Annotated in this window: 14 protein-coding genes; 11 read left to right on the top strand and 3 right to left on the bottom strand. The window is 60.9% G+C overall.

What is annotated here, in order from left to right; genetic code table 11:
• Positions 1–18 precede the first annotated feature (18 nt).
• Genes tssE through Z945_RS0102145 form a run of 5 tightly spaced genes read left to right on the top strand, consistent with a single transcriptional unit; the run spans position 19 to position 6,801 of the window.
• A complete protein-coding gene (tssE, locus tag Z945_RS0102125) occupies positions 19–609 on the top strand; it encodes a type VI secretion system baseplate subunit TssE (protein WP_025050475.1) in 591 nt (196 codons plus the stop codon).
• Entirely contained in the window at positions 606–2,537 is a 1,932-nt protein-coding gene (tssF, locus tag Z945_RS0102130) for a type VI secretion system baseplate subunit TssF (RefSeq protein WP_025050476.1), read from the top strand. The genes tssE and tssF overlap by 4 nt, the downstream gene beginning before the upstream one ends.
• Positions 2,534–3,586 carry a type VI secretion system baseplate subunit TssG gene (tssG, locus tag Z945_RS0102135; protein ID WP_025050477.1) on the top strand — a complete coding sequence of 351 codons (1,053 nt, stop codon included), beginning with the start codon at positions 2,534–2,536 and terminating at the stop codon, positions 3,584–3,586. Before tssF ends, tssG begins: the two co-directional genes overlap by 4 nt.
• 30 nt (positions 3,587–3,616) lie before the next feature.
• Complete coding sequence (gene tssH / locus Z945_RS0102140) at positions 3,617–6,271, top strand: type VI secretion system ATPase TssH (protein WP_025050478.1); 2,655 nt, start codon at positions 3,617–3,619, stop codon at positions 6,269–6,271.
• 59 nt (positions 6,272–6,330) lie between these two features.
• Positions 6,331–6,801 (top strand): hypothetical protein, encoded by a 471-nt coding sequence (locus Z945_RS0102145; RefSeq protein ID WP_152541027.1) that lies wholly within the window; start codon positions 6,331–6,333, stop codon positions 6,799–6,801.
• Here Z945_RS0102145 and Z945_RS0102150 read toward each other — a convergent pair.
• The 3 genes from Z945_RS0102150 to Z945_RS0102160 all read right to left on the bottom strand — a co-directional run bounded on the left by Z945_RS0102150 (position 6,798) and on the right by Z945_RS0102160 (position 11,027).
• Positions 6,798–9,146 (bottom strand): peptidoglycan DD-metalloendopeptidase family protein, encoded by a 2,349-nt coding sequence (locus tag Z945_RS0102150; protein WP_025050480.1) that lies wholly within the window; start codon positions 9,144–9,146, stop codon positions 6,798–6,800. The genes Z945_RS0102145 and Z945_RS0102150 overlap by 4 nt on opposite strands.
• Positions 9,147–9,149: 3 nt before the next feature.
• Positions 9,150–10,532: a hypothetical protein gene (locus tag Z945_RS0102155; protein WP_037970291.1), complete on the bottom strand. Its 1,383-nt coding sequence runs from the start codon at positions 10,530–10,532 to the stop codon at positions 9,150–9,152.
• A 75-nt stretch (positions 10,533–10,607) separates the two neighbouring features.
• Positions 10,608–11,027, bottom strand: a complete 420-nt coding sequence (locus Z945_RS0102160) for a DUF1036 domain-containing protein (RefSeq protein ID WP_241434450.1) — start codon at positions 11,025–11,027, stop codon at positions 10,608–10,610.
• 202 nt (positions 11,028–11,229) lie between these two features.
• Here Z945_RS0102160 and Z945_RS0102165 point away from each other — a divergent pair, with 202 nt between their 5' ends.
• From Z945_RS0102165 to Z945_RS0102190, 6 genes are all read left to right on the top strand, one after another.
• Positions 11,230–11,736: a hypothetical protein gene (locus Z945_RS0102165; RefSeq protein WP_152541028.1), complete on the top strand. Its 507-nt coding sequence runs from the start codon at positions 11,230–11,232 to the stop codon at positions 11,734–11,736.
• A 163-nt stretch (positions 11,737–11,899) separates the two neighbouring features.
• Positions 11,900–12,328, top strand: coding sequence for a hypothetical protein (locus Z945_RS0102170; protein WP_025050484.1), 429 nt, complete (start codon positions 11,900–11,902; stop codon positions 12,326–12,328).
• Between the two features lie 51 nt (positions 12,329–12,379).
• Positions 12,380–13,018 (top strand): MotA/TolQ/ExbB proton channel family protein, encoded by a 639-nt coding sequence (locus Z945_RS0102175; RefSeq protein ID WP_025050485.1) that lies wholly within the window; start codon positions 12,380–12,382, stop codon positions 13,016–13,018.
• Positions 13,019–13,025: 7 nt separating this feature from the next.
• Positions 13,026–13,487: an ExbD/TolR family protein gene (locus Z945_RS0102180; RefSeq protein WP_037970347.1), complete on the top strand. Its 462-nt coding sequence runs from the start codon at positions 13,026–13,028 to the stop codon at positions 13,485–13,487.
• Between the two features lie 7 nt (positions 13,488–13,494).
• Positions 13,495–13,893 (top strand): hypothetical protein, encoded by a 399-nt coding sequence (locus Z945_RS0102185; protein ID WP_037970349.1) that lies wholly within the window; start codon positions 13,495–13,497, stop codon positions 13,891–13,893.
• Complete coding sequence (locus Z945_RS0102190) at positions 13,890–15,236, top strand: hypothetical protein (RefSeq protein ID WP_025050488.1); 1,347 nt, start codon at positions 13,890–13,892, stop codon at positions 15,234–15,236. Before Z945_RS0102185 ends, Z945_RS0102190 begins: the two co-directional genes overlap by 4 nt.
• Position 15,237 lies beyond the last annotated feature (1 nt).

Genomic DNA, 15,237 nt, shown 5'->3' on the forward strand with positions numbered 1-15,237 from the left:
CGAACACACTGCGAGAATATGCAAAACCCTCTTTCTGATAAGCGCGCGCCGGGGCCACGCTTGTGGCGCAAGGGCGAACGCGCGAAGGTTTCGATTCTGCAGGTTTTCAGAAATTCATTCGAGGATGGCGACGCGCGACGCGGGACGGATGCCGCACGCGCAGAAGACGCAGATGGCCCGCGCAGTCTGCAACGGCGGGACGGTCTGAACGAAGAAACTCTAAGGCGGCATTTGCAGTTGGATTTGAATGCGCTGCTGAATACCATTCAATTGGGGTCGGCCAGCAATCTGGAAGATGCCCCTTTTGTGCAGGCCTCTATCCTGAATTACGGGTTTCGCGACCTTTCAAGCGTATCGACCGCCGAGATCAATACACCGAAGATTAAACAGAGTATTAAAGCGTCCCTGATAAATCACGAACCCCGGCTGATCGCCGATAGCATAGAGGTCGATGTCGTGGAGCCCGAAGGCGACAATCGCCAACGCCTGTCTATTTCCGTGACGGCGGAACTAATGGGTGATCCGGTGGACATACCGCTGGATTTCGATGCGGAGGTCGATATGTCCGCGGGCACGCTGAAAATGTCCAAGCTGAGGATACAGGCGTGAAGCGCGCCTTTCGCGAAGCCTATAACCGCGAGTTGGCCCTGCTCAAGGAACGCGCGGCGGAATTTGCGCAAGAATATCCTGGTCTTGCGGATCGCCTGGGTGGCTTGGTCGAGGAAAATCTTGATCCGACAGTGGCAGGCCTTCTCGAAGGCAGTGCATTTCTGGCTGCACGCGTGCAGACCAAGATGCAGGAGGAATTCCGCACCTTCACGCATGAACTGCTGGATCAGGTCTTTCCCGACGCGCTGGCCCCAACACCGTCGGCGATGTTGGTGCAGGCCAATCTGCCGTTGGAAAACACCGATCTGTCCAAAGGCGTCCGTTTTGCCGCCGGGGATTACATGGATGCGCGGTTCAAGGATGCGGACAAGCAGGTCTCCTGCCGCTTTGCCCTTGCCGCCCCGCTCAGACTTTGGCCGCTCCAGATCACGGAGCTCAAGTATCATTCGGGCGAAGGCCCCATCGGGGCGCTGGGACAAGAGATTGCGCAGGGCACCAAGGCAGGCATCGTCGTTACAATCAACCGCATCGGCCCGGCCAAGGCCACAGCGGCCGATCTTGCGCTAAGCGGTCTGGACGGGTTGGATGCGCTGGATGTGCATCTGAGCGGTCCGATCAAAGACGCCACTGCGCTGTTCGAGCAGATTTTCTGCGACACGACCCGCATATCGCTGCGCTGGCTGGATGCGCAGGGCGATGCTGTTTTTGCCACGCTGCCGATGGACGCGTTGGAGCAGGTGGGGTTTGGGCGGGACGAAAGGCTCTTTGCCCACAACACGCGGCTATTCGAAGGCTTTGCCTTTCTGCGTGAATTCTTTGTCTTCCCGCGCAAATTCGCCGGTTTCCGGTTGAACGGATTGGCGCAATACCTCAGCGGGATCAAAGCGTCCGAGGTGCAGGTCGTCTTTGAACTCGACACGGTCAATCGCGGATTGGCATCGCGGCTGGACAAGGAGCATTTGGCGCTGAATGCGGCCCCGGCGGTCAACCTGTTTCAGGAAATGTCATCGCAGGTGCGGATGAACACCAAGGCGCACGATGTGATCGTAACGCCCAATTCCACCCCTGTGACCCACTACGAAGTGCAGTCGATCAATGAGGTTTGGGCGTTCTACAAAGGTCAGCAGGCCAAGGTGCGGGTTCATCCGCTATATGCCTTGCCCCCCGATGCCATAGACCCGCGTCAGGTGCTGTACTACACCTACCGCCGCCGTCCGCGCCGTCTGACGGCAAGCGAAAGACGCTATGGCGCGTCGAATTACAGGTATCGGGGAACCGAGACTTTTATCTCGCTTTATGCCCCGCCCGATGATGATGAAGTGCAGCGGTTGCAGGTCAATACGCTTAGTTCGAACCGGCACTTGCCGGAGTATTTGCCCATTGCTCAATCCCGCGATGATTTCTATTTCTGCGACGACCAGACGGTGACGCTTGCCTGTATCGCGGGGCCAACCGCGCCCACCGACAGCCTTGCCGATCTGGAAACCGGGGCCGCGCATCGCACCACGGCAGGCGATGTGTATTGGCGGCTGGTATCCTATCTGTCGCTGAACCATTTCGGACTGGAAAGCCGCGATGGCACCGATGCCGCCGCCAGCCTGCGCGAGATGCTGTCGCTGTTCACCGATCTGTCCGACAACGTGAGCGAAGCACAGGTGGCCGGTTTGGCGCGTGTTGAAACGCGCCCGGTTGCGCGCACTGTGGCCCATGCCGATGGCTACCACACCGCCCGCGGGATCGAGGTCACGCTGACCTTTGACGAAGAAGAATACGAAGGGTCCGGCATGATCCTATTGGCCGCAGTGCTGGACAGGTTCCTATCTGAATACGCCGCGATCAACAGTTTTACCCAGACGGTCGTGCGCACCCTGCAACGCGGCGAGATCAAGATCTTCCCGTCCCGCTCGGGCAGTGGGCCGCTGCTATGACCAAACAGACCAAAACCGAGCTGCTCAACGAACGCGAGGCGCAGTCGCAAGCGGCATTCGGGATGGGTCTGTTCAACCTTCTGCGCAAGCTGGAGCGCGAGGGACAGAACAGCCCCCGCATTGGCAAGAACACGCGCCTGCACCAATCGCTTGTCCGGCTGGGGCAAGACCCCTTTCTGGCCTTTCCCGACACCGATCTGGCGCGGGTCGATATGGCCGCGCGCCCGCCCATGGTGCGGGCGCAGTTTCTGGGGTTCTTTGGCGCACATGGCGCGTTGCCCTTGGTCTGGACCGAAGAGGTGCGCCGCTGGTTCGATGCGGGCGATCCCAGTTTCGTAGCGTTCACCGATGTTTTTGCCGCACGTTTTCAGGAGTTGTTCTTTCGCGCGTGGTCCGACGCCCGCGCCATCACTCAATTCGATCACGCTGCCGAAGACCGGTTTTCCACCTATCTGTTGTCGGTGATCGGCACCGGCTCGCCCGCCTATCTTAACCGCGACAGCCTGCCCGATACCGCCCGCCAGCGCCTTGCCCCTCTGGCGGCAGGCCGGGTCAAAAGCCCCGTACGCCTGCGCCAGATGATGCAGGTGCATTTCGGCGACACGGTCAAATTCGACATCGAAGAAATGGTGCCCTCCTGGCTGGAATTCGAGCCGAATGCCCTGACCCGCATGGGCCGCCAATCCGCCCGCATGGGCCGCGATCTGCATCTGGGGCAGAAGGTCCGCTCGATTGGTGAGAAGATCACCGTGCATGTCTATGTCAAAGACTATGCCGCCTATCGCCGCTTTCTGCCGGGCGGGGTGGATTACGCGCATTTGCGCGATCTGACCTTTTGGTATCTGGGGCGCGCTTTTGACATCGAGGTGGCTCTTTGGCTGCCCAAGCCCGAACTCCGCGCCGCCGTGCTGGGCCAGACGATCCAGATGGGGTGGATGGCCTGTATCGCCCCGGACATCGACAATCCGGACCACCTGACCCGCGTGACCCGCTTTGAACTGCTGCCGCTAGGCCATCCCGAAGCCGAAACCCGCCCTGCCGCCGCATGATGGCCCGCACCGACCCATAGGAAAGACCTGATGACCGAGATCACAATCGAGAAATATGCCGGCAAGATGAACCGCGCAGGGTATGATGCCTTTCTGGGTGCGATGCGCCATGCACGAGCGGAACAGAACCGCTCGGTCGAATTGTGCCACTGGCTGTTCTACGCATTGTCGAACAAGGATGCCGATCTGTCGGTTACCCTGCGCGAATTGGGTCTGGACCGGGGACGTGCGCTCAAGGATCTGGATCAGGCGATGGCGGCGCTGAACAAGAACGTGACCGAGACCCCCGGCATATCCGACTTTCTGTCAGATGCCCTGAACCACGCCTGGACCTACGCCACGCTGTTCTTTGGCGAAGCCCAAATCAGGACCGGCCATGTGCTTGTCGCCCTGCTGAGTGATCCGCACCTCAAGCGCCAGCTGACCCGCGCCTCGATGGTGTTCGACCAGATTTCAGCCGAGCAGATATCGCAAGACAGTCGCACGCTGTGGGCCGCCTCCGAAGAAGACAGCATGCCGCCGATGGATGGCTCCGGTCTCGCCCCTGCGGGCAGTGGTGCGGTGGACGAAGACGGACGCACGGGTGCCGCCACTGCTCTTGGCCGCTTTGCCAAGGACATGACTGCCAATGCCGCTACAATGGACCCGATCAAAGGGCGCGGCGACGAGATACGCCAGATCATCGACGTGCTGCTGCGCCGTCGCCAGAACAACCCGATCCTGACAGGAGAGGCCGGCGTGGGCAAAACCGCCGTGGTCGAAGGCTTTGCACAGGCGCTGGCCGCAGGCGAGGTGCCGCCCAAGCTGAAAGGCACCAAGCTCTTCGAGTTGGACATACAGTCGATGCAGGCCGGTGCCTCAATGAAAGGTGAATTCGAGCAGCGCCTGAAGTCGGTAATCGATGAGGTGCAATCCAGCCCCGTGCCGATCATCCTGTTTATCGACGAGGCGCATACGTTGATTGGCGCAGGCGGCGCACAGGGGACGGGAGATGCGGCCAACCTGCTGAAACCGGCGCTGGCCCGTGGCACATTGCGCACAATCGCCGCGACCACATGGTCAGAATACACCAAATACTTTGAAAAAGACCCCGCCCTTACCCGCCGCTTCCAGCCGGTCAGCGTGGATGAACCCAGTGTCGAGCAATGTTGCTTTATGCTGCGCGGCATTCTCGGCCCGATGGAGGCCCACCACGGCGTGCGCATCTCGGACGAGGCGATTGTATCGGCGGTGGCGCTGTCGCACCGCTATATCCCGGCGCGCCAATTGCCGGACAAGGCGGTGTCGTTGCTCGATACCGCTTGCGCTCGCGTGGCGGTCAGTCAGGCGTCGATCCCCGCCCGCATTGAAGACACCAGCGACAAGATCGAAGCCCTGGCCGCGGAAATCGCCAGCAAAGTATCCGAGCGTGATCTGGGCGAGACTGACGAAGAGCGGCTGGTCGAAGCGGAGGCCAAGAAGGCCGAGCTTGAGGAAACACTCGCCGAGCTGCAGGCCAGCTTTGCCCGCGAAAAGGAAGTGGTCGAACATATTCTATCTTTGCGCAAATCACTGGCCGAGGATCACAAGGCCGAAGAAGGGGCCGAACCCTTCGACGCCGATGCCACCCGCGCCGAGATGTATGCCCAGATGACCATGTTGGAAGATGGCAACCCCGATGACCGCATGGTCTATGCCCATGTGGATGGGCAGGCCGTCGCGAGTGTCATTAGCGATTGGACGGGCATCCCCGCAGGCCGCATGGTGCAGGACGAATTGCAAGCGGTGCTGCAACTGGGCGACCGTCTGCGCGAGCGGGTGATCGGACAGGACCACGGCCTTGCCGCCATCGCCAAGCGGATCGAGACAAACCGCGCAGGACTGTCGAACCCCAACAAACCCATCGGTGTTTTCATGCTGTGTGGCCCGTCGGGCGTGGGCAAGACGGAAACCGCGCTGGCACTGGCCGAACAGCTTTATGGTGGCGAACAGAAACTGATCACCATCAACATGAGCGAGTTTCAGGAGGCACATACCGTGTCGCTGCTCAAGGGCGCACCTCCGGGCTATGTAGGCTATGGCGAGGGGGGACGCCTGACCGAAGCGGTGCGGCGCAAGCCTTACTCCGTGGTGCTGCTGGACGAGATCGAAAAGGCGCATCCGGATGTGCACGAGCTGTTCTTTCAGGTCTTTGACAAAGGCCAGATGGAGGATGGCAATGGCCGGATGATTGATTTCAAAAACACGATCATCCTGCTGACCTCGAACGTAGGCACCGATGTGATCATGGAGATGGCAGAAGCGGGCGAGACCACACCTGATCTGGACGAGCTGGAGGCAGCGCTCAAGCCGTTCCAGCTGGACGTCTTCCCGCCTGCCCTTCTGGGCCGGATCGTGTCGATCCCCTATTTCCCGCTGGGCCGCGAGGTGCTGACCGGCATCACCAAGCTGAAACTGGGTGCCGTCGAGCGCCGTCTGAAAGGCGCACATGGCGCAGCGATCACCTATGCGGACGGGGTGATCGAACATATCGTGGAACAATGCCGCGACCCCGACAGTGGCGGGCGGATGATCGACAATATCATCACCAATTCGATCCTGCCCGATCTCAGCCGTCAAGTGCTCAGCCGGATGGTATCAGGCGCGCCGTTCGAGACAGTTGAGGTGCGTGTCGCGGATGGCGGATTTGACTATGTGTTTGCATGAGCGTGCAACCGAATTTGAAATCTAAACTGTGACGTGCAGGAATTTTGAGGGAGAAAACAATGCCAGATAATCCAACAGTAACGGCGAAATTGGTTAGCATGGGCATGGGGTTAAAAATCCCATCTACCTCCCTTGCTGCAAATCTGATCAACGGGTTTTACCTTGAGCTTAGCTCGGGCGGGCAGAAGACGCTTTATGGCGTGTCGAGCCTGCTGGACATCAACCAGGGCGGCTTTGTGGTCTACGGTGTCGCGACCGAAGCTTTTGGAATTGAGTTCGACTTCTCAAAAGGCTTGTCCCCCCATGATCTTGAGGGGAACCTTGTCGATCTTTCTGTCGATGCGGGCGTCGTCATCGCGAAACTGGGCAGCATTGATGTGAAAATGACGATCTATAGCAAGAACAACGCGCCAATGATGTCCTTGCAGCGTGTTGATATTCCGGCACAGGGCATCATGATCGCCGATGCAAAAATCAGGGGGCATCTGGTTAATTTGACCAAGGCAAACAATCCTCGGAAAACCAACTAAAGCGCTGCCAGCATCGCATCGACTGCATCACGGTACTGAATGACCTCAGGCGGGACCACTCTGACTGCCGGTGCTTGGGGGACCACAGTTCTGGCCCCGCCCCGCCGGGCCATTTTGCGGTCGGCCCAGCTGCGCAAGGCCGCGATGGTCTTGCCGCGCAGGAACGGGTTTGCGCTTACAACGCGCGCGCCCATCACCTCAAGAACAGTCTCCGAAGGGTCCGCACGCAGCGCTGTATGCGCGCCTGCCGGTCCCAGAAAATGCGCCAGATAGAGCCGGCCTGCCGTGATCTGATGACCGCGTGCGCGCAGAAATGATTCATTCTCGCGGGCGAGATTGCGCACCATGGCGCGGCTGAGCGCCGGATCGTTGCGCAGCGCGAGTAGCTCGGCGCGGTTCATTTGTCGGGTGAGGTCAGGACGGTAATCGCGCATCATCCGCAGCCATGTGCTTTGAATAAACTGGCCCAGTCCGGTTGCCGTCGACAGCGGGTTCTTTGCGGTTGCCACGCCAGCGCTTTCCACGCGAATGATCTGATCGACCAAGGCCTCTACCGCTTGTGTACCGGTGCCGCTGCCAACCCCGGCAAAGCTGAGCGGATCAAGCGGGCGGCCATCCACACGCAGTTCAAAATGAAGATGTGGTCCAGTGCTGCGGCCGGTGGTGCCGACATAGCCGATGACCTGCCCTGCCTCTACCCGCGTGCCCCGGCGCAGCCCTTTGGCAAAGGCGTTCAGGTGGGCATACCGCGTCTCGATCCCATTGCCGTGGTCAAGATAGACCACATTGCCATAGCCCCCCCCGTCGCCTGCACGGGCGACACGGCCTGCGGCGACCGCCAGAACCGGGGTGCCGGTTGGGGCGGCCCAGTCAACGCCATTGTGGTTGCGCACCTGCTTGAGGATCGGATGATGTCGTGGCCCAAAACCCGAGGTTTTCACACCATTGACCGGCACGAGAAACCCGCCGCCCAGCGCTCCCGGGCCGCCCGATGCCGTAGCCGGGGCCTCGAAGTCGTAGCAGTTGAAGTTGCCCCCGTTGGCACTGGCCAGAATGTAGCAGGGCATCATCTCCTCCCGACCGTGGATGCCGACATAAAGAACCTCGCCCAAGCCGCGAGCCAATGGGCCGCGCGATGCGCTACGCAGGACCACCATCTCGTCCCCGCGCGCGACAAAACGGTCAAGATCATACTGCTGGGACAGCAAGACGATTAACTCGCCCACCAGTTTGGTCGGGAGCCCGTTGCGGATTGCGGCGGAGTAAAAGGCGTCCAGCAAACGGATCTCGCCAGGAGCCTGACTGCCCTCGCGCAGGGTATCCGACCGGGCCAGCAGATCAGCACCGATCCAGGCATCGGCAGCCGGTTCGAACCGACCCGCGCCGACCTGCGCCAGACTGGCCAGATATCCATCGGCGCTATAGACGGACATCAGCATCATCTTGCGCCCCAATACATTGGGGCGCAGACGCAAGGCCACCACGCTGCCTGCAGGTAAAGGCTCCGGCAACTCCAGCTTTTGCGCCGCCGCCCGTGCGACACTGGCGCTTTCGGGGGCATCAAGGCCCGCAGAGAGCAGGACATTTTCCAGTTTGCGCTCGGCCTGCTGCACAATCACCTCATCACGATACAGCGGTTGGCGCTGGCTTTCGCGCAGGGTGACAGCGACGCTGGTCGTGTTCTCGATCTGGGTTTCGACATAGATGGCCGCCTGCGGCACCTCCGCCGCCTGCGCTTTCTCTGACGTCATCAACTCACCCCAGGAACTGGCCTCGCTGACAGCTACCAGACGGCCCTGCGCCACGGCGGGCCCCACCGGCGCATCCATGGCGGCCTGCAACCCTTGGCTCCGCTGCGCTTTGAACAAAGCAAAATCATCCCGGCTGGAGGGAAGTGTAGTCACCAACCGCTTTTCCGCGACAAAGAGCCTGTCGCTCAGGGCAATCACAGCGCCCCGGCGGTCCAGTCCCAATCGCCCCTTCGCAAATCCCGCAGGCGCATCAAAGGTGCGTTCTTCTTCGGTTTCGGAAGGTGCCAACCGCAAAATCATCGGATCTCGGAGCAGGTCGACAAAAGCGTTTTGCCGTTCCACTGCGATGGCGGCATCGGCTGTTTCTGCGGTTTGCACCAATGCAAAGGCATCCTCGGCTGCGGTATCGTCGGGACTGGTCGCAATTTCCGGCGGCAAGGGCGCGTTGAACCATCCCACCACCCCGCGCGTCACCCCCACAATGGCGATGGCAGTCACCAGCCCCAGTGCGATCCTTGCGCCCAGCCTCCGCCGCTTGCGCTGTCTGGCGCTGCGCCCGCTGTTAGCGAAAAGGGGATCAACCTCGAATGGCATGTGTTAGCGGAAAACGCCCAGACTGGTTCCAGTTGAGATGGTCCGCTTCGGTGCGGGCTTGCGCGCTGGTGCCGGCGCCGCGCGGCGGGTTGTTGTCTGGCGTGTGGTTCGGCGCGGTGTCGCTGCTGTTGTACGCCGCGTTGTTGTAGTACGCGCGGCAGCCACGGGTGCCGGGCAGACCACATCGTCTTGCAAAACGATCTGCCGGAACAACGAGACTGTCGGGTCGAGTGTGACTGCGTCTTCGCCTTCAATTTCGCTGAAATAGCGCGTCACAGAACTGCGGGATCCGCCGCCCCATTGTCCGTCTATCCCCGCACGGTAGCACCCCATACGCGCCAATTCGGTTTGCAGGGCCACGGGCAAAAGCTGTTCTGGCGGATCAAATGCGCCGCTTCCGACAAGTGTGCGGAACAAGGCCGCATCTTGTGCACGCAGAGCACGGCGGGCTTCGAGGTTTTCATAGCTGATCTCGGTACTGGTGACTTCGCCCGGTGTTTCAGCGGGGGAAAACGACGCCAGTGTTGCGTCCTCAATCAGGCCGACGATGATAGAGGGTTCAGGCAGGCCAGCCGCGCGGGGCACTGCGGCCTGCTGGCTCTGCGGTGTGGGCGAAAAGATCACCACCTCGCCAACGCTGGCAGGTACAGAGGACTGAAATGAGACCGGCGCGATGGTTGCGGTTGTGGCGGTTGGCGGGGCCACCGGTGTCAACGAAACGACAGGCGTATCACTTAGTCTGACGACCGGTGCCACCACGGGTGCCGGCGCGCGCAGCACAAGATCTCGGGCCAGATCGGTGCTGACCCAGACGTCGGACAGCACCTCGGCCAAGGGTGTATCCTGTGTCACCTTATTACGCAGTTGATCGGTAAGCCGTGCCCCGTCTGTCGGGCAAACGCCGCTGGGAGCGACAGATGCGGCGCGGAGCATTTGTACGGAAGGATGTGCTTCAGGCACGACCAAAGGCTGATCGCCGGGGCAGCTTTCGATCAGCAGTGCGGCTTGCGTCAGACCCGCCCCGGCAAGTTGGGTCATAAGCGCCTGAAACTGCAATGTACCGCCATCAAGTCTCACGCCCGCCCCGTCGGGGGTCAGCGGCCCGGTCAGATAAATCACCGCCGGATCTTTTGGTTCCAGTGCGCCCAGCGCGGCCTGCACCTCGGCAAACGGACGGTCGCGCAAGACCTGCACAACATCAATCCCGCCTTTGCGGAACGCTTCGGCGGCATGGAATGCATCCCCAAATGCACGCGGGGCGGTTGGCCCCGACTGGCCTATCACCACAGCCTGCCAATCCTGCGCCACCACGGGTGCGGCTACCAAGCAGGACAACGCCGCAATCCAGCCACGCAGGTATTTTGCCAGATGTGCAAAAGAAGGCATAACGTCCATCGTTCCTTGGTTGTCAGGCCGACTATAACACAGGCTTGAAGGCACGGGAGTCTATGCGCAAAATTGTTATGAGGGGGGCGGATAAATGAACACAGTCCAGCGTTCGCTGCGGCGGGTGTCGACTTCGTGAAACCGGGCCTCAAGCAGACCGCGTACGAGGCATTCGTCTTCGCCTCTGATCTCGAACCGGTCGGGGGCAACACACATCGGCGTCGCGCCGGTCATGACTTCGCGCCCGAACACATCCGTGGCGTAGATATAAAAATACCGCGCGGTCAGCGTGTCTTCGACAACATTGGCACATTGGTTGGGGCCGATTGTCCACCAGCCCGAGGTTTCAAACGCAGTCCGGTCGTAGGCCCCCAAGGCCACATTAATCACGTCAAATGTCTGATTGCAGACAGCAAATTGCGCCCGCGCAGGGGCCGGGGGCAAAACAGTCAGGGCCAGCGCCATGCCCACCGCATGCCAAACCTTCAAGCGCACGGTGCCATCCTTGGGTTTGTCGCCACCCTGGCCCAAAACGCAACACACCTTTGAAACGTAAGCAATTTCAATATCTTCCAACTCGATCCGTGGATTTTATAGCACAGTTCTCGCGCCACGCGAGAATAATGCTGAAAACGGTTCCGAACTGCGCTATATCAGAGGAATGATCCGCTTGGTCCTTATATGCTCTGTTTTTGCTTTGAGTACAGTCACAGCAGGCGTCGCCCTGTCGGTGGCGCATGGATCACGGGTGACATTCAACACTGCATCGCCGGAAACCCATACCACCGTATCCGCATTCGGACGTTCACCCGACGTATCCGCCTTTGACCGCCCTGCCCTTGTTCCCGCGCAGCCCACATCGCTTTGGGCACGCACGCGCAAGAAAATGCCGCCGCAACAGGATACACCCGCCGAAGTCTCGCAGAACGCTGTGCCGCTGGCGCATTTCGGCACAATCCGCGCGCCCCGCGCGGGTTTGCGACCCCGCGCAAGGTACGACGCGCCGCAAATTGTGGTTCACGCGTCCGCCCCGCGGAGTGTGCAGTCACCTGTACTATCCCCGGCCGCAGCGCCCGCACAGGTCGAACAACTCCAGACCTATATGGCCCCGCTGCCGCTCCCAATGCGGGATGCACCTTCACCGGCACAATCCTCCCTGACACAGAAGCTGCCGCCAGAATACCTGATCGGCGTCTACCGCTAAACCGGAAGAAATCGCGCTTTGCCTGTGCAGCCTTGGCTGCAAATCACAGCCACCCGATGCGGCAAAACCCTAATTCCTTTTTTTCGTAGAGTTTATGATTGACTTGAGCCTGTGTTCGCGGCGCAATGCGGACCTATTCGCACATCAATCTGAGGACGCCTCAATGATCTTTTCGCGCCTTACCGCTTTCATGCTTGCCGCCTGTGTCGGCCTTTCCGGTGTTGCTCATGCGCAGGAAACTCAGGTGTTATCCGTGGAACTGAACGGGGCTGCGGAGACCGAAGACGGCAGTTGCCGCCTGACCTATGTTGCCGCCAACCGCACCGCCAGTGCATTGGACCGCACGGCGTATGAGGTGGCTGTCTTTGACACTCAAGGGACTGTCACACGCCTGCTGGTTCTGGAATTCGGCGGGTTGATCGAAGGCAAGACTAAGATCCTGCAATTCGACCTGAGCGGCACGCCCTGCGCTTCGATTTCGCGCATCGTGGTGAATGACGCGGCGGGGTGCACCGTAGCAGGAGCCGAAGTACCGCTTTGCATGCATGCTTTGAGCGCGTCATCGCGTACTGCGATCCAGTTTGGCATCTGATCGCACCTACGGCCCTGATTGTGGCGGGCGCAAGACAGTGGAAAGAAACCTATGGATCAGCTGATCGGAACCCTTAATCCGGCAACTCTTGTGGTGTTTGCAGCCCTTGCCGTTTTGTCGTTTCTGTCGATTACCGTATCGGTCTTCAAGATGATGCAATTCGCCCGCCTTGGTGTGGGCAAACGTGCGCGAGCCGAGGAAATTCTCGATACATGGCTGTCGGGGCGGGGCGAGGAAGCGATGAAGCTCGCATCCGAGCGCAAGTCGGTCCTCGCGCGGATCTTGCAGGCTGTGTTCACAGGCGTACAGGCCAAACCGGGTGAAACGGGCTATGCCGAAGAGCTTGGCCGCCAATCCGCGATCATCGAGCTAGCCAGCATGTCCGACCGGATGCGCGTGTTGGAAATCGTGGTGCAGGCTGCGCCGATGCTGGGCTTGTTGGGCACAGTGATCGGGATGATTGATGCGTTTTCAGTTTTGTCTTTGTCCGAAGGCGGGGTTGATCCAGCCGCCCTTGCCGGTGGCATCTGGACCGCGCTGACCACCACCGCAGTCGGCCTGAGCATCGCGCTGGTGGCGTATTTCTTTGCCAGCTGGTTCGAAAGCCGTATCGACCGCGAGCGGAACCTGATCGAAGCGGCCATATCGGCGGCGATCTACGGGCGGGTTGATCCAACCGCAGGGACGTGAGGCGCAGGTGGGCCGCTTTTCTCTCAACATTCCACAGCGGCGCACCAATTACCGCTTTGCGCTGACGCCATTGGCGGATGCGATGTTTCAACTGCTGATCTTCTTCATGCTATCTGCAGGGCTGACCCCCTATTCGCTCCTGACCTTTCAAAGCGCGCCGGCGTTGGCCTCCGCGCCGCCCAGCGTCGCGGGCGAAGATGGCGTCATACCGCAGGTGCCCGCGCTGGGACCGGATGGCGAAGTGGCGCTTTGGACCATCGAAGCGGACACCGTTTTGGTCGGCGGCCAGCGCTTTGGCTTTGACGCGCTGGATGATCTGGCAGAGGCGTTGGGCGCAACCGGCGCGCCTGCATCCGTTGTGTTGATCGTGCGTCCCTCGGCTCAGGTGCAGGACATCACCACCGTGCTGGCGCGCCTGACCGCTGCCGAGGTTGCCTCCGTGCAGGTCAGCATTGGCGAGACGTTCTGACGTGGCCTTGAAACGCAATCTCCTGCCCCCGTCACAGCCGCCGATCCGGCCCGATGTGTCGCTGTTCATCGTAAATATCGTGCTGTTGTTGATCCTGTTTTTTCTGGCCACCGGCACGCTTGTTAATACTCCCGACATGGGGGTGCGCCTGTCCGAAACCCGCGATTTGCCGATTGATCAACTGCCCTCGCCAGTGTTGGTCGTGGCGCCCGATGGCACCCTTTCGCTGGACAGCACCCCCATCACCGACGCTGATCTGCCACAGGCCTTGGCGGGTGCCAGCGTCCTGCATATCCTGATCGACCGCACCGCACCTGCTGTTGACCTGTTGTCGCTGATCGATCAGCCCGCGTTCAAGACGCTCGACATCCGTCTGGTCACCATCCACCGGCGCGAGGGCATATGAGCTTTCTGCCTTATGCATCAAACGGCAAATCCGGCTGGATCGCGGCAGCCTGCGGTGCCGTATTGGTGCATGGTGTGGCCCTTGCCGTGGGGTTCGGCGGTTTGCAGGATATCTTTGCGCGGGCTGCACCCGACCCGAACGAGCGGCCGCACTATACCATCACGGTTGCCCCTCTGGACAGCGACACCATCGCAGGACTGGTCGAACAACAAGGTGACGCAGGTACAGAGGATGGTGAGGGGCTGGACCTCACCTCTCCCGAGACGGCACAAAGCCCGGAACCCGAGCGACTGGCTGCGCTGACGCCGGAGGCGTTGTCCGAAGCCCCGGAACCGGAAAGCACAGACGCGCTGACAGCACAGGAACCCGACGCGGTTGACCCCGAGCCTGTCGTGCCGGACGCAATCACGCCGGAAACGCTCGCGCCAGAGACGATCGAACCTTTAGCCAGCCTGCCGCAGGAAACCATCACCCCCGTGCCACCCTCAGCGCCGCCGCCTGCGCTAACCGGCCCGCTGATCCCTGACACAGTGACCGCCCTGCCCAGCGCGCCCTCGCTCAGCCCCGTGGCACCATCCGGCACAGCGGATCTGATCGCAAAGCCTGTGCCATCGCAGACAGAGACCTTGCAGCCCAAAGCCCCTTCAGGCGCGATGGTCGCCGCCGTGGGACGCCCGGCACCAGCAGCAACACCGCAAACCGCAACAGCGGCACCCAGCGCACAAGACATCGCTGTGGCGGACCTGTTGCGCCGCATCCAGACAGCGAAGGCTGATCCCTGTTTGCTTGCCTTGCCGCGCCGGGACGGCGAAGAGGGTGTCGGCCTCGCGTTGATCGCCAATTCGGACAGCGCCATGTCCCGTTTTAGCGACACGGTCCTGACCCGACCAAGCGATGCTGACATCCGCCAAACCCGCGTGTTGGTCGATGAACGCCAATGTGCCGCCCTTAATTTCATACGCCAGAATGTGGATTATCCCGCCACCCGCCTTGGCCTGCGGCTGGATGCGGTCGAAGTGCCTTCGGGCGGGCGGCTGACGGGGGTCTTGCGCGGCACGGCGGGACGGTATGTGACGCTGGTGCTGATCGACAACAATGGCGTGGTGCAGGATTTGCAGCGGTTTCTGTCATTTTCAGGCAATTTCACCCGCTTTGATGTGCCCGTCACCCGCGCAGGCCCCGCGCGCGATACCAAGCAGATGTTGCTGGCCATTGCCACACGAAGACCTGCACCTGCGATACGCACCCGTGCGGGCCGATTGGCGCAGGACGTTTTCGCCGGGTTGGAGGGCGAGGTGGCCGCGCAGGCGGCGCTGGCCGTTGTCACCTTTGATGTGCGATAGC

The sequence above is a fragment of the Sulfitobacter noctilucae genome (assembly GCF_000622365.1).
GTDB classification, from domain to species: Bacteria; Pseudomonadota; Alphaproteobacteria; order Rhodobacterales; family Rhodobacteraceae; genus Sulfitobacter; species Sulfitobacter noctilucae.

Excerpts from the sequence above, each read along its gene's own strand:
- tssE (WP_025050475.1), top strand. The coding sequence starts at position 19 with ATGCAAAACCCTCTTTCTGATAAGCGCGCGCCGGGGCCACGCTTGTGG.
- tssG (WP_025050477.1), top strand. The coding sequence starts at position 2,534 with ATGACCAAACAGACCAAAACCGAGCTGCTCAACGAACGCGAGGCGCAG.
- tssH (WP_025050478.1), top strand. The coding sequence starts at position 3,617 with ATGACCGAGATCACAATCGAGAAATATGCCGGCAAGATGAACCGCGCA.
- Z945_RS0102145 (WP_152541027.1), top strand. The coding sequence starts at position 6,331 with ATGCCAGATAATCCAACAGTAACGGCGAAATTGGTTAGCATGGGCATG.
- Z945_RS0102150 (WP_025050480.1), bottom strand. The coding sequence starts at position 9,146 with ATGCCATTCGAGGTTGATCCCCTTTTCGCTAACAGCGGGCGCAGCGCC.
- Z945_RS0102155 (WP_037970291.1), bottom strand. The coding sequence starts at position 10,532 with ATGCCTTCTTTTGCACATCTGGCAAAATACCTGCGTGGCTGGATTGCG.
- Z945_RS0102170 (WP_025050484.1), top strand. The coding sequence starts at position 11,900 with ATGATCTTTTCGCGCCTTACCGCTTTCATGCTTGCCGCCTGTGTCGGC.
- Z945_RS0102175 (WP_025050485.1), top strand. The coding sequence starts at position 12,380 with ATGGATCAGCTGATCGGAACCCTTAATCCGGCAACTCTTGTGGTGTTT.
- Z945_RS0102190 (WP_025050488.1), top strand. The coding sequence starts at position 13,890 with ATGAGCTTTCTGCCTTATGCATCAAACGGCAAATCCGGCTGGATCGCG.